The organism is Pseudomonas sp. PI1, assembly GCF_000812405.1.
Taxonomy (GTDB): domain Bacteria; phylum Pseudomonadota; class Gammaproteobacteria; order Pseudomonadales; family Pseudomonadaceae; genus Pseudomonas; species Pseudomonas citronellolis.
This window is the reverse complement of the sequence record NZ_JWMC01000060.1, coordinates 26,542-45,890: the sequence shown is the minus strand read 5'-3', so window position 1 is coordinate 45,890 and position 19,349 is coordinate 26,542. Positions and strand designations below refer to the sequence as shown.

The 19,349-nt window shown below is 69.6% G+C and carries 18 protein-coding genes; 10 read left to right on the top strand and 8 right to left on the bottom strand.

All coding sequences use genetic code 11. The features are described 5' to 3' along the window. Window positions 1-79: 79 nt before the first annotated feature. From atuD to RN02_RS19715, 4 genes are all read right to left on the bottom strand, one after another. Window positions 80-1,240, bottom strand: coding sequence for a citronellyl-CoA dehydrogenase (gene atuD, locus RN02_RS19730; RefSeq protein WP_043316120.1), 1,161 nt, complete (start codon window positions 1,238-1,240; stop codon window positions 80-82). Window positions 1,241-1,394: 154 nt separating this feature from the next. Further along, entirely contained in the window at window positions 1,395-3,011 is a 1,617-nt protein-coding gene (atuC, locus tag RN02_RS19725; protein ID WP_043316118.1) for a geranyl-CoA carboxylase subunit beta, read from the bottom strand. A gap of 3 nt (window positions 3,012-3,014) precedes the next feature. Further along, window positions 3,015-3,890 (bottom strand): SDR family oxidoreductase, encoded by an 876-nt coding sequence (locus tag RN02_RS19720; RefSeq protein WP_043316116.1) that lies wholly within the window; start codon window positions 3,888-3,890, stop codon window positions 3,015-3,017. A gap of 17 nt (window positions 3,891-3,907) precedes the next feature. Continuing rightward, on the bottom strand, window positions 3,908-5,722 hold the full coding sequence (locus tag RN02_RS19715; RefSeq protein ID WP_043316115.1) for an acyclic terpene utilization AtuA family protein: 1,815 nt from the start codon (window positions 5,720-5,722) through the stop codon (window positions 3,908-3,910). A 222-nt stretch (window positions 5,723-5,944) separates the two neighbouring features. Between RN02_RS19715 and RN02_RS19710 the strand changes: the two genes are divergently transcribed. Beyond that, a complete protein-coding gene (locus RN02_RS19710) occupies window positions 5,945-6,568 on the top strand; it encodes a TetR/AcrR family transcriptional regulator (RefSeq protein WP_043267206.1) in 624 nt (207 codons plus the stop codon). Here RN02_RS19710 and RN02_RS19705 read toward each other — a convergent pair whose 3' ends face one another. Further along, complete coding sequence (locus RN02_RS19705) at window positions 6,569-7,333, bottom strand: CPBP family intramembrane glutamic endopeptidase (RefSeq protein ID WP_009621524.1); 765 nt, start codon at window positions 7,331-7,333, stop codon at window positions 6,569-6,571. 108 nt (window positions 7,334-7,441) lie between these two features. Beyond that, on the bottom strand, window positions 7,442-7,615 hold the full coding sequence (locus tag RN02_RS32590) for a DUF2897 family protein (RefSeq protein WP_009621525.1): 174 nt from the start codon (window positions 7,613-7,615) through the stop codon (window positions 7,442-7,444). Window positions 7,616-7,809: 194 nt separating this feature from the next. Between RN02_RS32590 and RN02_RS19700 the strand changes: the two genes are divergently transcribed. From RN02_RS19700 to pyrF, 3 genes are all read left to right on the top strand, one after another. Beyond that, complete coding sequence (locus RN02_RS19700; protein ID WP_043316113.1) at window positions 7,810-9,111, top strand: sensor histidine kinase; 1,302 nt, start codon at window positions 7,810-7,812, stop codon at window positions 9,109-9,111. A 1-nt stretch (window position 9,112) separates the two neighbouring features. Then, window positions 9,113-10,072 (top strand): response regulator, encoded by a 960-nt coding sequence (locus RN02_RS19695; RefSeq protein ID WP_052267769.1) that lies wholly within the window; start codon window positions 9,113-9,115, stop codon window positions 10,070-10,072. 89 nt (window positions 10,073-10,161) lie between these two features. Beyond that, window positions 10,162-10,860, top strand: coding sequence for an orotidine-5'-phosphate decarboxylase (pyrF, locus tag RN02_RS19690; protein ID WP_043316111.1), 699 nt, complete (start codon window positions 10,162-10,164; stop codon window positions 10,858-10,860). A gap of 547 nt (window positions 10,861-11,407) precedes the next feature. Here the strand turns inward: pyrF and RN02_RS19685 are convergent. After that, a complete protein-coding gene (locus tag RN02_RS19685; RefSeq protein WP_043316109.1) occupies window positions 11,408-11,851 on the bottom strand; it encodes a multidrug/biocide efflux PACE transporter in 444 nt (147 codons plus the stop codon). Window positions 11,852-11,965: 114 nt separating this feature from the next. Here RN02_RS19685 and RN02_RS19680 point away from each other — a divergent pair, with 114 nt between their 5' ends. The 6 genes from RN02_RS19680 (at window position 11,966) to RN02_RS19655 (ending at window position 18,871) form a co-directional block, all read left to right on the top strand. Then, a complete protein-coding gene (locus RN02_RS19680; protein ID WP_009621535.1) occupies window positions 11,966-12,826 on the top strand; it encodes a LysR family transcriptional regulator in 861 nt (286 codons plus the stop codon). A gap of 94 nt (window positions 12,827-12,920) precedes the next feature. After that, complete coding sequence (locus RN02_RS19675) at window positions 12,921-13,838, top strand: AAA family ATPase (RefSeq protein ID WP_043267198.1); 918 nt, start codon at window positions 12,921-12,923, stop codon at window positions 13,836-13,838. 13 nt (window positions 13,839-13,851) lie between these two features. Continuing rightward, window positions 13,852-14,805, top strand: a complete 954-nt coding sequence (locus RN02_RS19670) for a DUF58 domain-containing protein (protein WP_043316107.1) — start codon at window positions 13,852-13,854, stop codon at window positions 14,803-14,805. Continuing rightward, the gene (locus RN02_RS19665) at window positions 14,802-16,793 is read left to right on the top strand and encodes a transglutaminase TgpA family protein (RefSeq protein WP_043316105.1); all 1,992 of its coding nucleotides are present in this window, start codon (window positions 14,802-14,804) and stop codon (window positions 16,791-16,793) included. Before RN02_RS19670 ends, RN02_RS19665 begins: the two co-directional genes overlap by 4 nt. Before the next feature lie 95 nt (window positions 16,794-16,888). Beyond that, complete coding sequence (locus RN02_RS19660) at window positions 16,889-17,650, top strand: CHAD domain-containing protein (protein ID WP_009621543.1); 762 nt, start codon at window positions 16,889-16,891, stop codon at window positions 17,648-17,650. A 420-nt stretch (window positions 17,651-18,070) separates the two neighbouring features. Further along, a complete protein-coding gene (locus RN02_RS19655; protein WP_043316103.1) occupies window positions 18,071-18,871 on the top strand; it encodes an acyl-CoA thioesterase in 801 nt (266 codons plus the stop codon). 3 nt (window positions 18,872-18,874) lie between these two features. Here RN02_RS19655 and RN02_RS19650 read toward each other — a convergent pair whose 3' ends face one another. Beyond that, window positions 18,875-19,234, bottom strand: a complete 360-nt coding sequence (locus tag RN02_RS19650; protein WP_043316101.1) for an Mpo1-like protein — start codon at window positions 19,232-19,234, stop codon at window positions 18,875-18,877. Window positions 19,235-19,349 lie beyond the last annotated feature (115 nt).

Sequence of the window (19,349 nt, the reverse complement as noted above, 5' to 3'; positions counted from 1 at the left end):
GCTTCAGGCTTCAGGCTTCAGGCTTCAGGCTTCAGGCCAGGGCGACGCATCGCCTGCCGCCTGTAGCCTGCCGCCGCTCTCAGCCCTTCTTCTTGCCCGGGAGGGTGCCCATCAGCTTGCAGATGATGCCGAGCATGATCTCGTCGGCGCCGCCGCCGATGGACACCAGGCGGGTGTCGCGGTAGGCGCGGGAGATCGGGTTCTCCCACATGAAGCCCTGGCCGCCCCAGTACTGCAGGCAGGCGTCGGTGACCTCGCGGGCCAGGCGGCCGACCTTGAGCTTGGCCATGGAGGCCAGGCGCGTCACGTCCTTGCCGCGGATGTACTGCTCGGTGGCCTGGTAGGTGAGGGCGCGCAGGCACTCGATCTCGGTCATCAGCTCGGCCATGCGGAAGTGGATGACCTGGTTGTCGATCAACGCCTGGCCGAAGGTCTTGCGCTCCTTGCAGTAGTCGATGGTGGCGTTGACGCAGTACTCCATGCCCTTGATCCCGCTGGCCGCGCCGAACAGGCGCTCCTCCTGGAACTGCAGCATCTGCATCATGAAGCCCGCGCCCTCGGCGCCGATGCGGTTGCGCTGCGGCACGCGCACGTCGTCGAAGAACACCTGGGCGGTCTCCGAGCTGCGCATGCCGAGCTTGTCCAGGTGCGGGCTGACGCTGATGCCCTTGCTTTTCATCGGCACCATGATCAGCGACTTGTTGACGTGGGGCTTGTCGTCGGAGGTATTGGCCAGCAGGCAGATGAAGTCGGCCGACGGCGAGTTGGTGATCCACATCTTGCTGCCGTTGATGACGTAGTCGTCGCCATCCTTGCGCGCGGTGGTCTTCAGCCCGGCCACGTCGGAACCGGCGCCGACCTCGGAGACGCCGATGCAGCCGACCATCTCGCCGGCGATGGCCGGGCGCAGGAACTCCTCGCGCAGCTCGTCGGAGCCGAAGCGGGCGAGGGCCGGGGTGCACATGTCGGTCTGCACGCCGATGGACATGGGCACGCCGCCGCAGTGGATGGTGCCGAACTCCTCGGCGGCGACCACCGAGTAGCTGTAGTCCAGGCCCATGCCACCGAACTTCTCCGGCTTGGAGATGCCCAGCAGGCCGAGGGCGCCGGCCTTCCTGAACACTTCGTGGATGGGGAAGCGGCCGTCCTTTTCCCACTGGTCGACGTAGGGGTTGATCTCCTTGTCGACGAAGTTGCGGACGGTGCGGCGGAGTTCTTCGTGTTCCTGGGTGAAGAGCATTTGTTGTTTTCCTCCTGAGCCTTGGGTGTTCACTTCCCTTTCCCCTCTCCCCAACCCTCTCCCTGAAGGGAGAGGGGGCTGTTCGGAGCGGGCGGGAGGTTCGCTTTACGCCGGATCGCTTTGGCACCCTCTCCCCTGGGAGAGGGCGCCTGTATCAGAACCTCGCTACCCCGAAACTGTTGCCCTTGAGCGGCCGTACCGCCGCCTCCGTGCAGATGTCCAGCAGATAGCCCAGCAGCCGGCGGCTGTCGCGCGGGTCGATCAGCCCGTCGTCCCACAGGCTGGCGGTGCCGTAGAGCGCGGTGGACTGGGCGTCGAGCTTCTGCGCGGTCATCTGTTCGAGCATGTCGAGCATCTTCGCGTCGGCCTCCTTGCCCTCCTTGGCGTGCTTTTCCTCGGTGACGATGCGCAGCACCTTGCCGGCCTGGGCGCCGCCCATCACCGCGGTGCGGCTGTTCGGCCAGGCGAAGATGAAGCGCGGGTCCAGGCCGCGGCCGCACATGGCGTAGTTGCCGGCGCCGTAGGAGCCGCCGACGACGAGGGTGAGCTTGGGCACCGTGGCGTTGGCCACCGCCTGGATCATCTTCGAGCCGTGCTTGATCACGCCCAGGCGCTCGGACTCGGTGCCGACCATGAAGCCGGTGGTGTTGTGCAGGAACAGGATGGGCGTGTTGCTCTGCTCGCACAGCTGGATGAACTGCGCCGCCTTGGCCGCGCCCTGCGGGGTGATCGGGCCGTTGTTGCCGATCAGGCCGCAGGCGTGGCCCTCGATGTGCAGGTGGCCGCAGACGGTCTGGGCGTCGAATTCGTTCTTGAAGGCGAGGAAGCGCGAACCGTCGGCGATGCGCGCGATGATCTCGCGCACGTCGTAGGGCTTGCGGGCGTCCGCCGGGACCACCCCGAGCAGTTCCTCGGCCGGGTACAGCGGCTCGTCCCATTGCCTGGCCGGGCGCGCCGGCAGCTGGGCGTTCCACGGCAGCGCGGCGAGAATCTCGCGGGCCAGGCGCACGCCGTCGGCGTCGTTCTCGGCCAGGTACTCGGCGGTGCCGGCGACCTGGGCGTGCAGCTCGGCGCCGCCCAGTTCCTCGTCCGTGGCCACCTCGCCGGTGGCGGCCTTGAGCAGCGGCGGGCCGGCGAGGAACATCTTGGCCTTGCCGCGCACCACCACCACGTAGTCCGACAGCCCCGGCTGGTAGGCGCCGCCGGCGGTGCTGGAGCCGTGCACCACGGTGACCTGCGGGATGCCGGCGGCCGACAGCCGCGCCTGGTTGGCGAAGCCGCGGGCGCCCTCGACGAAGATTTCCGCCGCGTAGTTGAGGTTGGCGCCGCCGCTCTCGGTCAGGGCCACCAGCGGCAGCTTGTTCTCCAGCGCCACCTGCTGCAGGCGCAGGGTCTTCTTCAGCCCGGTGGGCGAGATGGTGCCGCCCTTGATCGCGCTGTTGCTGGCGCTGACCAGGCAGCGCACCCCGGCCACGTAGCCGATGCCGGAGATGATGCCGCCGCCGGCCTGGGTGCCGTCCTTGTCGTCGTGCAACTTGTAGCCGGCCAGGGAGCAGAGTTCGAGGAAGGGCGCGCCGGGGTCGAGCAGCAGGTTCAGGCGTTCGCGCGGCAGCAGCTGGCCGCGCTTGTCGAACTTCGGCTTGGCCTCGGCGGCCTTGTCCAGCACCTTCTGCTCGACTTCGCGGAAGCTCGCCACGGCGGCCAGCATGGCCTCGCGGTTGCGGGCGAAGTCCTCGCTCTGGGTGTCGATTTCCGACTGGATCACCGGCATGGCTTACTCCTGGTCCTTCAGCACGTCGGGCAGGTAGGCGCGGTGGAAGCCGTTGTAGGAGCGGCTCTGCCCGGGCTTGGCCTTGCTCAGCGGGAAGGCGCGGCTGCCCTGGCTGGCGGCGCCGTCGATGCGGATGGTGTTGCCGCTGATGAAGGCGGCGCCGGGGGAGAGCAGGAAGACGATGGCGGAGGCCACTTCCGATTCGGTGCCGATGCGCTTGAGCGGCACGTGCTCGCGCAGGGTGGGGATCACCGCCTTGAACGCGCCCTCGTAGGTGTCCATGCCGCTGGAGGCGATCCAGCCCGGCGCCACGGCGTTGACCCGCACCCCGGCGTGGCCCCACTCGACGGCGGCGGTCTTGGTGAAGTTCTCCATGCCGGCGCGGGCGGCGCCGGAGTGGCCCATGCCGGGCATGCCGCCCCACATGTCGGCGAGCATGTTGACGATGCTGCCGCCGGTCTTGCTCATGCTCTGGTTGAACACTTCGCGGGCCATCAGGAAGCCGCCCACCAGGTTGGTGCGCACCACCGCCTCGAAGCCCTTGAGGTTGATCGAGGCCAGCGGCGCGGGGTACTGGCCGCCGGCGTTGTTGACCAGGTGGTGGATCGGCCCGCGCTCGGCGAGCACCTGCGCCACCAGCGCCTTCACCGCCTCCTCGTCGCGGATGTCGCAGCTGTGCCAGCTGGCGCTGCCGCCGTCCTCGACGATCTCGCCGGCGGTCTTCTCCAGCTTCTCGGCCTTGCGCCCGACCAGCACCACGTGGGCGCCCAGGGCCGCCAGCTCATGGGCGGTGCAGCGGCCGATGCCGCTGCCGCCGCCGGTGACGATTACAGTCTGGCCGGCGAACAGGCCGGGCTTGAAGATCGAGTCGTATGCCATTGTTCTTGTCGTCCTGCTCAAGCGTTCGTTCTTGTCGTAGAAGAGCTGAGTTCATCGGCGATGTGCTGCGGCACCGCCACCGGGAATTCCAGCAGTTGCTGGGCGAAGGCCTTGCCCTGCGGGTCGATGCGCAGGCTGGCCACGCCGCCGCCGCCCAGGGCGTGCTCCAGCAGGAAGTTCAGGCTGTGGCTGGCCGGCAGGTACCAGCGGCTGACGCGGCCCAGCTGCGGGTCCAGCACGTGCTGCATCCACTCGGCCACTGCGCCTTCGCTCAGCGCCTCGGCGATCCACGGCAGGTATTCGGGCTTGCGCGCCATCACGCCGATGTTGCTGTGGTCGCCCTTGTCGCCGGAGCGCGCCACCGCCAGCTTCACCAGCGGCGCGCTGGCCGTGGCCTGGCCGGTGGCGGCAGGGGCTTGCGCGGCCTCGGCCAGGTTCGCCGGGTCGAAGTGCTCCAGCTGCGGCAGGGCGACGGCATGGCTGTCCTCGCCGATGCGCACCGCCAGTTGGCAGCGCGCCTTGTCCACCAGGAAGGAGAACAGGCGGATCACCGGGTAAACCGTGGGCCGCCCGCCGACGATGCCGGTCAGGCCCGGGGCCATGCCGGTGGCGGCCTGGGCGATCTCGCGGGAGAACAGCACCAGCGCCTCCTTGCGGGCGTGGCGCACGGCGAGCTTGACCACGATCTCGCGGCTGTCCTGGCGGCGGCCGTGGGGGCCGTAGGTGGCCTCGCTGCCGAGCAGTTCGATGCTGGTTTCGCGGTAGGGGCCCCAGCCGCGTTCGGCGAACATCTCCTCGGTCCTGGCGATGATCGCCCGGCTCACGCGCTCGGCCTTCTTCACAGCGTCGATGCCGGCGATCAGGCAACTGGCGGTGCAGCGGAAACCGTCGGGGTAGGTGGCGCTGACCTTGTACTGGCCGGTGGGCGGCAGGCCGCGGGCGCCGCTGAGGGCGACGCGGTCGGCGCCGGCCTGGCGCAGTTGCACGCCGGTGAAGTCGCAGACCACGTCGGGCAGCAGGTAGGCGCGCGGGTCGCCGATCTCGTAGAGCATCTGCTCGCCGACGCTCAGCGGGGTGACCAGGCCGCCGGTGCCCTGCGGCTTGGTGACCACGAAGTCGCCGCTGGCCTGCACTTCGACGATGGGGAAGCCGATGTGCTCGTAGTCCGGCACGCTTTCCCAGTCGGTGAAGTTGCCGCCGGTGCACTGCGCGCCGCATTCGATGATGTGCCCGGCCAGCGCGGCCTGGGCCAGTTTGTCGTAGTCGTTCCAGGCCCAGCCGAACTCGTGCACCAGGGCGGCGCTGACCACCGCGCTGTCCACCACGCGGCCGGTGATGACGATGTCCGCGCCCAGCGCCAGTGCTTCGACGATGCCGGGCGCGCCCAGGTAGGCGTTCATCGACACGCACATCGGCGGCAGCGGCGTGCCGCTGAACATTTCCACGGTCCCGGCCCTGGCCAGTTCGCCGGCCTGGGGCAGCAGATTGTCGCCCTCCAACACGGCGATCTTCAGCTGCACCCCGGCCTTCTCGCAGGCGGCCGCCAGGGCCTTGGCGCAGGCCTGCGGGTTGACCCCGCCGGCATTGCTGACGACGCGGACGCGCTTGCCGGCGATCTCGCCCAGCAGCGGCGCCAGCACCTCGACGAAGTCGGTGGCGTAGCCCGCCTCGGGGGTCTTCAGGCGCGCGCCGGCCATGATCGACAGGGTGATTTCGGCCAGGTAGTCGAACACCAGGTAGTCCAGCTCGGCGCCCTTCACCAGCTGGGCGGCGGCGCTGCAGGTGTCGCCCCAGAACGCCGAGGCGCAGCCGATGCGTACGGTCTTGGTCATTGTTCTGCCCGTGACGGTCGAGAGATGTTTCGACATTACCAAGCAAGCGCTTGGTTGAAAAGAGGGCATAAGCGCCAGACAACCCAACCAAGTGATGGCCAAGCGCTTGCTTGGTTGCCGCTGCAGGCATACATTTCACCTGTATGCACAAGTACTTGCGTGGCGATCATGGAATCGCCCTGAACAGTGGTGGCCGGATGGCGGACGAGGGGAGAGCAGAGCGTGGATGACCAGAAAGCGCGCGAAGTGATGCTGGAGCTGGTGGCGAACGGGCAGGTCACCGACCCGGAGAGCGCCCGCGGCAAGCTGCTGCAGACCGCCGCCCACCTGTTCCGCGCCAAGGGCTACGAACGCACCACGGTGCGCGACCTGGCCGGCGCCGTGGGCATCCAGTCCGGCAGCATCTTCCACCACTTCAAGAGCAAGGACGAAATCCTGCGCTCGGTGATGGAGGAGACCATCCTCTACAACACCGCGCTGATGCGCGCCGCCCTGGCCGACGCCGAGGATTTGCGCGAGCGCCTGCTGGCGCTGATCCGCTGCGAGCTGCAATCGATCATGGGCGGCACCGGCGAGGCCATGGCGGTGCTGGTCTACGAGTGGCGCTCGCTGTCGCCGGAGGGCCAGGCCTACATCCTCGGCCTGCGCGACATCTACGAGCAGATGTGGCTGGACGTGCTCGGCGAGGCGCGCGCCGCCGGCTACTGCGAGGGCGACCCGTTCATCCTGCGGCGTTTCCTCACCGGCGCGCTGTCCTGGACCATGACCTGGTTCCGCCAGGACGGCAGCATGACCCTCGACGACCTGGCCGAGCAGGCCCTGCTGCTGGTCTACAAGGTCGCCTGATCAGCCCAGGCCCAGGTGCAGCGGGTAGCTCAGCAGCAGCAGGTGCACGCTGTTGACCACCCCGTGCAGGAGGATGGGCACCAGCATGCGCCCGCTGAAGTGCAGCGCCAGGCCGTAGCCGAGCCCGGCGATGCCGGCCACCACGGCGAACTGGCCGCTGAAGGGCAGGTGCGCCAGGCCGAACAGCAGGCTGCTGACAATGATCCCGGCGGGGGCGCCCAGGCGCTCCACCAGCGAGGTCTGCAACAGGCCGCGGAAGATCAGTTCCTCGGTCAGGGCGATCACCGCGAAATTCACCAATAGCCAGATCCACAGGCCGTCGGGCCATTTCGGCCGCCACACCACCAGGCCCAGGGCGGTGGCCAGCAGCGGCACGGCGAACAGGGTGGCGACCACGGTGATGCCGGCATAGTCCGGCGAGGCCCCTGCCAGCGGCGGCCGGCGCAGCCACCAGGCGAGCAGGGTGACGCCGGCCAGCGCCTTGTCCCAGGACAGGCGCAGCGCGTAGGCCGGGGCGTCGGCGGAGAGCTGCCGCGGCGGCCAGAGCGTCCACGACTGGGTGCCGGGCAGCAGGTGCGCGGCCAGGGCGAAGCTCGCCAGCAGGCACACCGGCCACCAGAGCAGCCAGGGCAGGCGTTGTTCGCCGTAGAGTGTCCAGGCGACGAAGAGTGCGCCTATCAAGAGCCCCAGGGGTTGGACGAATCCGAGGGCGAAACCGCCGAGCAGGAGCAACCCTGGCAGCAGCGGGAGTAGCTTCCTGAGCATCGTGTCCTCCATCCACCGGCCGCAGTCTAGGCAATTCGCCCTGCCTGATCCATGCCTGCGGCGGTGAATGAGGGAAATGACCTCGGGCGCCGGGGCGGCCGGCGGCGCTCAGCGCTTGTCGTCGCGGGCGTCCTGGGCGTCCATTTCGGCGTTGCGCTGATGGATGCGCTTGAGCTGCTCCTCGGTCAGCGGCAGCTTGCGGGCGCTGTCGCGCAGCAGCAACAGGCCGCCGAGGATGGAGCCCAGGGCGAGGGCGATGATCAACCAGGCGTACCAGGGCATGGCGTTCTCCTTGGGATGCGAGCTTTCACCATAAACCCGCGCGCCCGGCTTGTCAGTGTGTGGCGGTGGCCGGACGCAGGCTTGTTGCCGGCGTATGACCTTCCCGTGAAGGATGCGTGGCGCGCGACCGCTGTCACATGATGGCAATCTGGACCTGATTGACTGGCGGACATTTCAGCCAGCGGAGTCCGCCGATGACCACCAGCGCCCTGCACGCACTCCTGCGCGCCGTGGAACCGCTGCAGGCGCAGATGAGCCTCAGCGACGTCGCCGACCGCCTGCTCACCGCCGAGCACCGCGCCTTCCTCTCGCTGCCGGTGGTGGACGGGCAGGGCCGCCCGCTGGGGCTGATCAGCCGCTACACCCTGCAGGACATCTTCATGCAGCGCTTCGGCCGCGACCTCTGGGGCCGCCGCCCGGTCAGCGAGATGATGAACGCAAGCCCCTTGCGGGTGGATATCGAATGGAGCCTGGAACAGGCGGCGCAGCAGGTCACCGCGCAACTGAAGTACCCGATCACCGAGGACTTCATCCTGGTCGACGGCGAAGGCGCCTACCTGGGCCTGGGCACCGTGCTCGACCTGCTCAAGGCCATGGAGGCGCGCATCGCCCAGCGCAACCGCGTGCTGCGCAAGGCCCTGGTCGACCTGCGGGAATCCCAGGCGCAGCTGGTGCAGTCGGAGAAGATGGCCTCCCTGGGGCAGATGGTCGCCGGCGTCGCCCACGAGCTGAACACCCCGCTGGGCTACGTGCGCAACAACCTCGAACTGATCCGCGAACAGCTCCTGCCGCTGCTGCAACTGGCCGAGAGCCAGGCCGAGCTGGCGGACTGCCTGAACGACGCGGCCTGCGACGAGGCGCGCCTGGCCCGCGCGCTGCAAACCGCCGGGCAGGTGCGCGCGGAAGCCGCCCTGGAGCAACTGCTGGGCGACCTCGACCAGCTATTCGGCGACACCACCTACGGCCTGGCGCAGATCGGCGAGCTGGTCGGCGGGCTCAAGGACTTCGCCCGCCTGGACCGCGCCATGAGCGAGGAGGTGGACCTCAACGAGTGCGTGAAGAGCGCGCTGCTGATCGCCCGCAACAGCATCAAGGACAAGGCCGAGATCATCCGCCAGCTCGGCGAGCTGCCGCCCATCGCCTGCGCGCCCTCGCAGATCAACCAGGTGCTGCTCAACCTGTTCACCAACGCCGCCCAGGCCATGGACGGCTACGGTCACATCCACGTCAGGACCTGGGCCGACGAGGCGGCGGTGTACGTCTCGGTGCAGGACAACGGCAAGGGCATGCCCGCCGAGGTGCTGGCGCGCATCTTCGACCCCTTCTTCACCACCAAGCCGCCGGGCCAGGGCACCGGCCTGGGCCTGTCGATCAGCTACAAGATCGTCCAGGACCACGGCGGCAGCATCCGCGTCGCCTCCGAGCCGGGGCGCGGCACGCGATTCCTCATCCGCCTGCCGCGCGCGCAGGCCAGCGACCTGAAACGGAGTGCCTGACATGACCCAGCCGCTCAAGGCCCTGCCGCAGTCCGGCCAGGCCCGGCCCACCGGCCTGACCCGCATCCTCTTCGTCGACGACGAGGAGCGCATCCTGCGCAGCCTGGCCATGCAGTTCCGCCGGCACTACGAGGTGCTCACCGAGAGCGACCCGCGGCGCGCCCTGGAGCGCCTGCGCAGCGAGCCGGTGCAGATCCTCGTCAGCGACCAGCGCATGCCGCAGATGAGCGGCGCCGAGCTGCTGGCCCGGGCCCGCGAGATCGCCCCGGACTGCCTGCGCATCCTGCTCACCGGCTACTCCGACCTGGACGCGGCGGTGGAAGCGCTGAACAACGGCGGCATCTTCCGCTACCTGACCAAGCCCTGGGACCCGCAGGAAATGGCCTTCACCCTGCGCCAGGCGGCGGAGATCGCCGGGCGCCAGGCCGTCGCGCCCGACCTGCAGGCCATCAGCCGGCTGGCCGCGCCGCTCAACGTCTTGCTGCTGGACGACGCCGCCGACACCCTGGCCTGCGTCGGCGACTTCTGCGCCGCCGGCAACCACCAGCTGCACCGCGCGCGCAACCTGGCCGAGGCGCTGTTGCGGCTGAACGCCGAGCCCATCGACATCCTGGTCAGCGACCTGAAGCTCGCCGGCGAGGACACCGCGCCGTTGCTCAAGTCCCTGGCCCAGGCCCATCCGCGCCTGCTCAGCCTGGTGGTGACGCCGTTCCGCGACACCCAGGACCTGCTGGCGCTGATCAACCAGGCGCAGATCTTCCGCTACCTGCCCAAGCCGATCCGCCGCGGCCTCTTCGAAAAGGGCCTGAAGGCCGCCGCCGAACAGGCCCAGCTGTGGCGCGCGCAACCGCAGCCGCAGGTGGCGCGCCTGGCCGAGGCGCCGCGCGAGGAACGCGAGCGGGAGAAGGTCGGCAGCCTGCTGGGCATGCTCGGCCGCCTGCGCGAGCGCCTGAGCGTATAGGACGGGCAATGCGTCGCCGGAAGCTGCCGGCGGCGGCGCTTTCTGCGACAATGCGCGGCGTTTTTCAGAATCCCCCCGCGAGAGAGCCCATGTCCGTCTGCCAGACCCCGATCATCGTCGCCCTGGATTTCCCCACCCGCGAGGCCGCCCTGGCGCTGGCCGACCAGCTCGACCCGAAACTGTGCCGGGTGAAGGTGGGCAAGGAACTCTTCACCAGTTGCGCCGCGGGTATCGTCGAGACGCTGAACGGCCGTGGCTTCGAGGTGTTCCTCGACCTGAAATTCCACGACATCCCCAACACCACCGCGATGGCCGTGCGCGCCGCCGCCGAGATGGGCGTGTGGATGGTCAACGTGCACTGCTCCGGCGGCCTGCGCATGATGGCGGCCTGCCGCGAGACCCTCGACGCCTTCGATGGCCCGAAACCGCTGCTGATTGGCGTGACCGTGCTGACCAGCATGGAGCGCGAGGACCTGGCCGGCATCGGCCTGGACGTCGAGCCCCAGGAGCAGGTGCTGCGGCTTGCCAGTCTCGCGCAAAAGGCGGGCATGGACGGCCTGGTCTGCTCGGCCCAGGAAGCCCCGGCCTTGAAAGCCGCGCACCCGGCCCTGCAACTGGTCACCCCGGGCATCCGCCCGGCCGGCAGCGCCCAGGACGACCAGCGCCGCATCCTCACCCCGCGCCAGGCGCTGGACGCCGGCTCCGACTATCTGGTGATCGGCCGCCCGATCAGCCAGGCCGCCGATCCGGCCGCGGCGCTGGCGGCGATAGTCGCTTCCCTGGCTTGAACGAGGGGGCTGTTCGTGCCACCGGGGTGTCCGGCGTGGTTGATGAACCAATCGCGGACGGAGTCCGCTCCTACGTCCGTGCTTCCCTGAACCCTGGGATGGGTTGAGCGAAACCCATGCTGCCGTGGTGATGGGTATCGCTTCGCTCAACGCCATCCTACGAAAAGCTGTGCTTCCTGGAACCGTAGGAGCGGACTCTGTCCGCGATTCGGACTTCCAGAGAAACCTCCGAGCGCACCGGAACGCCCCTTCAGCAGGCCGATTTGGTTCCTTTTTGCGGGGGTGGCCTTCCACCGATTGACAAAAGGGACTCGCCCGAGGGGGCGAAACAAGACGGTCGGGCAAACCCGGAGCGACGCAGAAACACCCAAGCCAAGGCAGCGCAAGCGCTGTTCGCGGGAATGACGAGGGTGGGAGGATGGCGCCTGACCGACGCATCGCTCAGGACAGCCCCCTCTCCCGCTTGCGGGAGAGGGCTGGGGAGAGGGTGCTCTCGAATTCAGCACCGAAAGTCCCCGGCAAACACCGTTCGCGAGCAAGCCGCCCCTCAACGCACCAATACCTCCCGCGGCCGCTCCACCCACCGCGCCCGCAGCGCGTCATACCCCCAGTTGAAGCCAATGGTGTACGGCAGGAAAAACAGAATCAGCCCGATATCCAGCACGAACGCCTCCACCAGACCGATACCCAGCCACCAGGCCGCCAGCGGCACCAGCATGAAGATCAACCCCAGCTCGAACAGCGAGGCGTGCAGCACGCGCACCGGCAGGGTGCGGGCGAACTGCAGGCGCCGCTGGGCGCGGTCGAACAGGGTGTTGTAGACCATGTTCCACAGCGTGGCGATCAGCGAGAACATCAGCGTCAGGGCGCCCATGTGGCCCAGCGGCTGGTCCATCAGCCAGGCCAGGGTCGGGGCGCAGATGGCCAGGGCGATGAATTCGAAGAGCAGGGCGTGGAACAGCCTTTCCTTCAGCGTCTTTTGCATGCTCATGGGTTTTCTCCAGATAAAGAGGGGCCCTACCGGGCCGGCTGGCGGCTATTCTCATCGGTTGAAGGGTTGTTTCGAAGTTGGCTAGCATCGGCAAAACCGATGGACGAGGCCCCCATGCAATATTCCCCCGAATCCCTCCAGGCCTTTGCCGAGGCCGCCTGCCTGGGTTCCTTCAGCGCCGCCGCGCGCAAGCTGGGCAAGAGCCAGTCCACCGTCAGCGAGGCCATCGCCCGCCTGGAGATCGACCTGGGCCTGGAGCTGTTCGACCGCAGCGCGCGCCAGCCGAAACTGACCGAGGCCGGCAAGGCCCTGCTCGGCCGCGTCGAGGAAGTGCTGATGGCCAACGACCGCCTCGGCCAGTTGGCCGGGCAGCTCTCGGCGGGAATGGAGCCGCGGCTGACCCTGGCGATGTCCGATACCTACCAGTCCGAACCCTTCGAGAAGCGCCTGGCGGAAATCGACCAGCACTTCCCGGACATCGAGTTCGAATGGCTGATCGCCGAGCACGGCGACGTCATCGACCTGGTCGGCCAGGGCCGCGCTTCCCTCGGCCTGCTCGCCGCGCAGCCGAACTACCCGCCGGACATCGGCTCGGCCACCCTCGGCGAATGCGCCGAGTTCGGCCTGTTCGTCAGCCGCGCGCACCCGCTGGCGCAGCTGGAAAAGGTCGAGCGCAGCGACCTGCTGGGCCACCGCAACCTGCGCCTGAACACCTTCATCGACGACGCCGAGCCGCCCCTGGGCGGGCGCTGCTGGTCGGCGCCGACCTACCTGTTGCTGCTGGACATGGCGGTGCTCGGCTTCGGCTGGGTGGAGCTGCCGACCTGGATGAACCAGCGCTTCGCCAACGGCCGCCTGCACCCGCTGCAGGTGCCCGGCTGGCCGCGCAGCGTGGCGGTCGACGTGGTCTGGTCGCGGCAGCGCAGCCTGGGCCCGGCGGCGCGCTGGCTGGTGCAGCGGCTGCTGGCCAGTTGAGCCGGCCCCGTCACAGTTTGTGGCCAAGCGGCCTGTTCGCTGCCGCGGCGGGCCAGTAGGATCGGACTTTTCGTCTGCACGGCACGAGGTGAGGATGCGCGGCAAGCTGGAGCAATGCCTGGAAGCGGTGGACCGGATCCTGCTGGGCAAGCAGGTCCAGGTGCGCCTGGCCATGACCTGCCTGCTGGCCCGCGGGCACCTGCTGATCGAAGACCTGCCGGGGATGGGCAAGACCACCCTCAGCCACGCCCTGGCGCGGGTGCTGGGGCTGAGTTTCCAGCGCATCCAGTTCACCTCCGACCTGCTGCCCGGCGACGTGCTCGGCACCTCGGTGTTCGACAAGGACACCGGGCAGTTCGTCTTCCACCCCGGGCCGATCTTCGCCGAGCTGGTGCTGGCAGACGAGATCAACCGCGCCACGCCCAAGGCGCAGAGCGCGCTGCTGGAGGCCATGGAAGAGGGCCAGGTGACCATCGAGGGCGCCACCCGGCCGCTGCCCGAGCCCTTCTTCGTGATCGCCACGCAGAACCCGGTGACCCAGGGCGGCACCTTCGCCCTGCCCGAATCCCAGCTTGACCGCTTCCTCATGCGCCTGTCCCTGGGCTACCCGGGGCGCGCGGCGGAGAAGGCCCTGCTGCTGGGCGAGGCGCGCCGCGACCTGCTGCCGCGGCTGGAGCCGATCCTCACCCCCGCCGAGCTGGCGGCGCTGCAGGCCGAGGTGCCGAAGGTCCACGTCAGCGACGCCCTGGTCGACTACGTGCTGCGCCTGGCCGAGGCCACCCGCAGCCAGCCGGCCTTCGCCCTCGGCCTGTCGCCGCGCGGCAGCCTGGCGCTGCTGGCCGCGGCGCGCGCCTGGGCCCTGCTGGCCGGGCGCGACTACGCCATCCCCGAGGACGTCCAGGCGGTGCTGCCGTCGGTGGCCGGGCACCGCCTGCGCGACCAGGCCGACCCTTCCGGGCACGGCGGCGGCGCCCTGGTGCAGTGGCTGCAGCGCGAAGTCCCGGCGCTGTGAGCGGGGCCAGGCCATGCTGGTGAAGGTCCGCCCGCTGTGGCAGAGCTGGATCGCCCGGCGCATCCCGCCGTCGCCCTCGCTGCAACTGAACCAGCGGCGCATCTTCATCATTCCCTCGGGGCAGGGCGTGGCCTTCGGCGTCGCCGTGGTCCTGCTGCTGCTCACCGCCATCAACTACCAGAACAGCCTGGCCTACGGCCTGACCTTCCTGCTGCTGTCGCTGTTCATCGTCGCCATCCTGCACACCTACCGTAACCTCGGCGGCCTGCGCCTGACCGCGCTGGGCGCGCTGCCGGTGTTCGTCGGCGAGCAGGTCTGCTTCCGCGTGCGCCTGGAAGGCGAAGGCCGCGAACGCCGGGCCATCGGCCTCGGCTGGTCGGAACAGGCGCTGCAGTACGCCGACGTGCGCGCCAATGGCGCCGAGGAACTGCTGCTGACGCAGCCAGCCGAGCGCCGCGGCTGGCTGCGCCCGGGCCGCCTGCGGGTGGAGAGCCGCTTCCCCCTGGGCCTGCTGGTGGCCTGGAGCTGGCTCGACCTGGACCAGGCCGGCCTGGTCTACCCGCGTCCGCTGCCCGCCGACCTGCCCCTGGAAGGCGGCCGCGCCGACGAGCACGACGAGGGCCTGCGCGCCAGCGGCAGCGGCGCCGACGACTTCCAGGGCCTGCGCCCCTACCAGAGCGGCGACTCGCGCCGGCGTCTGCACTGGAAGGCCTACTCCCGCGGCCAGGGCCTGTTGGTGAAGGACTTCGCCGCGCTCAGCGGGCGCGACCTCTGGCTGGACTTCGAGCTGCTCGGCGGCGACGTCGAGACGCGCCTGTCCTGCCTCTGCCACTGGGTGCTGCAGCTGTCCCTGCGCGGCCAGAGCTTCGGCCTGCGCCTGCCCGGCGTGCAGCTGCCGCTGGCCAGCGGCGACGCCCACCGCGGCGCCTGCCTGCGCGAACTGGCGCTGTTCGGAGTACGGCCGTGAGCCAGCAGCCGATCCCGCGTATCGCCCTGACCTGGCTGCTGGTGGCCCAGGCCCTGGTGATACTGCCGCACCTGGAGCACCTGCCGTTCTGGGTGGTGGGCTTCTGGCTCGGCTGCGCGGCCTGGCGCGTGCAGGTCTACCGCATGCGCGCGCGCTACCCCAACGGCCTGGCCAAACTGGCCCTGGTGATCGCCGCGGGCATCGGCGTGTGGCTGTCGCGTGGCTCGCTGATCGGCCTGGACGCCGGCGTGGTGCTGCTGATCGCCGCTTTCGTCATCAAGCTGGTGGAGCTGAAGACGCGCCGCGACGCCCTGGTGCTGATCCTGCTCGGCTTCTTCGCCGTGGCCACCAGCTACCTGTTCGACGCCAGCCTGCTGGCCGCGGCCTTCAGCCTGCTGCCGGTCACCGCGCTGCTGGCGGCGCTGATCGGCCTGCAGCAGAGCAGCTTCGCCGAAGGCCCCTGGCGCACCCTGCGCCTGGCCGGCGGCCTGCTGCTGCAGGCGCTGCCGCTGATGCTCCTGCTGTTCCTGCTGTTCCCGCGGCTGGGCCCGCTGTGGTCGCTGCCGCTGCCCGGCGGCCAGGCCACCACCGGGCTCAGCGACTCGATGATGCCCGGCGACTTCGTCGAGCTGAGCCAGTCCACCGAACTGGCCTTCCGCGTCAAGTTCGACGACGCCGCGCCGCCCCAGGACCAGCTCTACTGGCGCGCCCTGACCCTGGAGAATTTCGACGGCCAGCGCTGGACGCAGTCCTGGCAGGGGCGCAGCGAACGGGCGCCGGACTGGCGCAGGCAGGGGCCATCGCTGAGCTACCAGGTGATCATGCAGCCCAGCTCGCGGCCCTGGCTGTTCACCCTCGACGTCGCCGAGGGCGGCCCGGACGATGCGCGCATGATGAGCGACTTCCGCCTGGAGCGGCGGCGTCCGGTGCAGGACGTGCTGATGTACCGCGCCAGCTCCTGGCCCCGGGCCCTGCGCGAGCCGGACAGCAGCGCCACGGCGCTGCGCCGCGACCTGCAGTTGCCGGCCCGCGGCAACCCGCGCGCGCGAGCCTGGGCCGCAGAGCTGCGCGAGCGCTACCCGCAGCCCGAGGCGCTGGTGCAGGCGGTGCTGCGCCACTTCCACGACCAGCCCTACGCCTACACCCTGCGTCCGCCGGCCACCGGCGAGGAGCGCATCGACGGCTTCCTCTTCGACACCCGCCGCGGCTTCTGCGAGCACTACGCCGGGGCCATGACCTTCGTCCTGCGCGCGGCGGGCATCCCGGCGCGGGTGGTCACCGGCTACCAGGGCGGCGAGCTGAACCCGGCCGGCGACTACCTGCTGGTGCATCAGTTCGACGCCCACGCCTGGGTCGAGTACTGGTCGCCGGGCGCGGGCTGGCGCAGCGTCGACCCGACCTTCCAGGTCGCCCCCTCGCGCATCGAGCGCGGCCTGCAGGCGGCGCTGGCGGAGGAGGGCAGCTTCCTCGCCGACTCGCCCTTCGCCCGCCTGCGCTATGGCGGTTTCGGCCTGCTCAGCCAACTGCGCCTGAGCTGGGACAACCTCAACTACGACTGGCAGCGCTGGGTGCTGGGCTACCAGGGCGAGCAGCAGGCGGGCCTGCTGCGGGCCTGGTTCGGCGAGCGCGACAGCCTCTGGACCGGCGTGCTGCTGGTGGGCGGCGGGGCGCTGTCGCTGGGCCTGCTGGCGCTGCTGCTGTTCAAGCCCTGGCTGCGGACGCGGGATGCGCAGTTGCGCAGCTTCGAGCGCTTCGAACAGCTTCTGGCTGCCCAGGGCCTGCAGCGCCACGCCGGCGAAGGGCCGCGCGCCTTCGCCGAGCGGGCGATGGTTGCGCTGCCGGCCCAGGCCGCGAGCATCCAGGCCTACCTGGCGGCGTTCGAACGCCAGCGCTACGCCGGCGCCGCTTCCGCGCCGCAGGAACTGCGCGGGCAACTGGCGCGGCTGCGCCGGCAACTGCCCTGGCGGCTGACCCGGCGTGGCCGCTGAAACGCCTTGCGACCATCGGCCACGGGCGGCGGCTTGCCGCCGATGCGCCGCCAGCTAACCTCATAGATTCCAGGCCCCGACGGACGGAGTTCGCCGTGTCATCCTTCAGCGACTATCTGGTTTCCCATGTGATCGAGCAGGAGGTGGCCCTGTTCGCGGCCTCCGAGCGCCTGCGCGCGCGCTCCGACAGCGAGGCGTTGCACGACCTGCGCATCGCCGTGCGGCGCCTGCGCAGCCTGCTGCATCCGGCCCAGGGCATGCCCGGCATCGACGAGATCGAGGCGGCGCTGAGCGAACTGGGCCGCCTGAGCGGGCCGCTGCGCGACCTCGAAGTGCTGCTGCCGGTGCTGGAAGCCGAAGGCCTGGAAAAGGCCGCCGCATTGCGCCGGCCGGCACTGACCTCCGGCTACCTGGCGCTGCTCGCCAGCCCGCAGTGGGACCGGCTGATGCGCCTGCTCGACGGCTGGCCGATGCTCTGGCGCACCGCCGAACGCCACGGCGTGCTCGAAGGCCTGCACGCCCAGGTGCGCAAGCGCCTGGCCAAGCAGTGGCACAAGCTGCGCGAAGCCCTGAAGGACCCGGCCCACGACCGCCATCGCCTGCGCCTGCTGATCAAGCGCGTGCGCTACGCCCTGGAGGCCTACCCGAAGGATTCGCCGCTGCCGCAGAAGGTGCTGGCGCCGCTGAAGGAGGCCCAGTCCACCCTGGGCACCTGGCACGACTACGAGCAGTGGCTGATCCGCAGCGAGCGCGAACTCGACCTGATGCCCCTGCAGCCGCACTGGAACGCCCTGCACGACCTGGCCGAGCGGGATGCGGACGAGAGCCTGGAGCGGTTGCTCAAGGCGCTGGGCTGAGCGCCATCCGCCGTTTTCAGCGACGGATGATCGCGGACGGAGTCCTACCTTGCGCGGAGGTGCTCTTCGTAGGATGGGTTGAGCTTGCGATACCCATGCTGCCGTGGTGATGGGTATCGCTTCGCTCAACGCCATCCTACGAAAAGCCGTGCTTCCTGGAACCGTAGGCGCGGACTCCGTCCGCGATTGGTTCATCAACCACGCCGTTTGACCATGGCATCCGGCCGCTCCGGGCTCAGCCTTGGCGCGGTTCATGGCTTGGGTATCTCGGCGGATAACCGCCACAGGGTCATGCCTCACTCCCATGTATGAACGAACATTCGCCCCTTGAGTGGACCCGCGTTCAGCCCTAAGGATGGTTGCCAGCCCCGCCGCCTTTCCCCCTAAGATGCCCCCTGACCCAGTCAGCAGGAGGCGACGATGACCTTTCCCGAACTCATCCAGGCGGTGCGCAATGCGCCCGAAAAAGTGGTGATCCCCGCGCAGTGGGGCCAGGGCCGCGCCAGTTTCGGCGGCCTGGTGGCGGCCATGGCCTACGAGGCGATGGCCGCCGTTGCCGAGGCCGGGCGGCCATTGCGTTCGCTGGCCGTTACCTTTGTCGGCCCCGTCGAGCCGGAGGTGCCGGTGAGCTTCCAGGCCGAAGTGCTGCGCGAGGGCAAAGCGGTCAGCCAGGTGTTCTGCCGCGCCGTGCAGAACGGCCAGGTGCTGACCCTGGCCCAGGCCAGCTTCGGCCTGCCGCGCGAATCGGTGGTGCAGGTCGAGGGCCTGCCGGCGCCGGCCTTCAAGGCGGTGGACGACTGCCAGGAGCTGCCCTTCATCCGCAAGCTGATGCCCGAGTTCACCCGCCACATCGCCATGCGCTGGGCCGTGGGCGGCATGCCCTTTTCGTCGAGCACTTCACGGGAAATGGGCGGCTGGATGCGCTTTCGCGGCGACGGCGTGGGCGACGAGCCGATGGAGGTCAGCCACCTGCTGGCGTTGATCGATGCCTGGCCGCCGGCGACCCTGCCGATGCTCAAGACGCCGGCGCCGTCCAGCTCGCTGACCTGGACCATCGAATTCGTTCAGCCGCAACCGGCCCTGCCGGCCAACGGCTGGTGCCAGTACCTGGCGACCATCGAACATGCCCGCGACGGCTACGGGCACATCGCCGCCCAGTGCTGGACGGCGGACGGCCAGTTGCTGGCGATCTCGCGGCAGACCGCGACCATCTTCGGCTAGGGCTCAGCGCCGGCGGTTGCGCCAGGCGCGCCACCAGGCGCCGCTGAGGACGAAGCGCGGGAAGGTGACGAACTGCTCGGCGAGCAGGCGGCCCACGGCGTCCTTGCGGTCGCTGAACGGCTCGGGGGCCTGTTCCTCCAGCTTGTGTCCGCGGCCCTGGATGGCCAGCGCCGCGACCATGCCGATGATGCCCAGCAGGATGCTGCCCAGGCTCAGCTTGAACAGCCCGCCCAGCAGCACCAGGGCGGCGACCACGAACAGCGGCACCGCCACCAGGTGCAACGCCAGGTTGGTCGGGTTGCGGTGGTTGGCGGCGTAGCCTTGCCATTGCCAGGCGAACAGGTTGGGATGACGTTTGCCCATAGGCGGACTCCTTTTCCGGTCTTGCCCGTTTTCACGGACGCTTGCACAAAGTCTAGGTCTCTGGCGGGCGCGCGGCGAGTGACTATCGCCTATGGCTTCGATAGCCGGAAACGGC

What these genes read in the sequence shown, in the direction of transcription:
- atuD (WP_043316120.1), bottom strand. Translation starts at nt 1,240, where the DNA reads ATGCTCTTCACCCAGGAACACGAAGAACTCCGCCGCACCGTCCGCAAC.
- atuC (WP_043316118.1), bottom strand. Translation starts at nt 3,011, where the DNA reads ATGCCGGTGATCCAGTCGGAAATCGACACCCAGAGCGAGGACTTCGCC.
- RN02_RS19720 (WP_043316116.1), bottom strand. Translation starts at nt 3,890, where the DNA reads ATGGCATACGACTCGATCTTCAAGCCCGGCCTGTTCGCCGGCCAGACT.
- RN02_RS19715 (WP_043316115.1), bottom strand. Translation starts at nt 5,722, where the DNA reads ATGACCAAGACCGTACGCATCGGCTGCGCCTCGGCGTTCTGGGGCGAC.
- RN02_RS19705 (WP_009621524.1), bottom strand. Translation starts at nt 7,333, where the DNA reads ATGCTCAGGAAGCTACTCCCGCTGCTGCCAGGGTTGCTCCTGCTCGGC.
- RN02_RS32590 (WP_009621525.1), bottom strand. Translation starts at nt 7,615, where the DNA reads ATGCCCTGGTACGCCTGGTTGATCATCGCCCTCGCCCTGGGCTCCATC.
- RN02_RS19700 (WP_043316113.1), top strand. Translation starts at nt 7,810, where the DNA reads ATGACCACCAGCGCCCTGCACGCACTCCTGCGCGCCGTGGAACCGCTG.
- RN02_RS19695 (WP_052267769.1), top strand. Translation starts at nt 9,113, where the DNA reads ATGACCCAGCCGCTCAAGGCCCTGCCGCAGTCCGGCCAGGCCCGGCCC.
- pyrF (WP_043316111.1), top strand. Translation starts at nt 10,162, where the DNA reads ATGTCCGTCTGCCAGACCCCGATCATCGTCGCCCTGGATTTCCCCACC.
- RN02_RS19685 (WP_043316109.1), bottom strand. Translation starts at nt 11,851, where the DNA reads ATGAGCATGCAAAAGACGCTGAAGGAAAGGCTGTTCCACGCCCTGCTC.
- RN02_RS19680 (WP_009621535.1), top strand. Translation starts at nt 11,966, where the DNA reads ATGCAATATTCCCCCGAATCCCTCCAGGCCTTTGCCGAGGCCGCCTGC.
- RN02_RS19675 (WP_043267198.1), top strand. Translation starts at nt 12,921, where the DNA reads ATGCGCGGCAAGCTGGAGCAATGCCTGGAAGCGGTGGACCGGATCCTG.
- RN02_RS19670 (WP_043316107.1), top strand. Translation starts at nt 13,852, where the DNA reads ATGCTGGTGAAGGTCCGCCCGCTGTGGCAGAGCTGGATCGCCCGGCGC.
- RN02_RS19655 (WP_043316103.1), top strand. Translation starts at nt 18,071, where the DNA reads ATGACCTTTCCCGAACTCATCCAGGCGGTGCGCAATGCGCCCGAAAAA.
- RN02_RS19650 (WP_043316101.1), bottom strand. Translation starts at nt 19,234, where the DNA reads ATGGGCAAACGTCATCCCAACCTGTTCGCCTGGCAATGGCAAGGCTAC.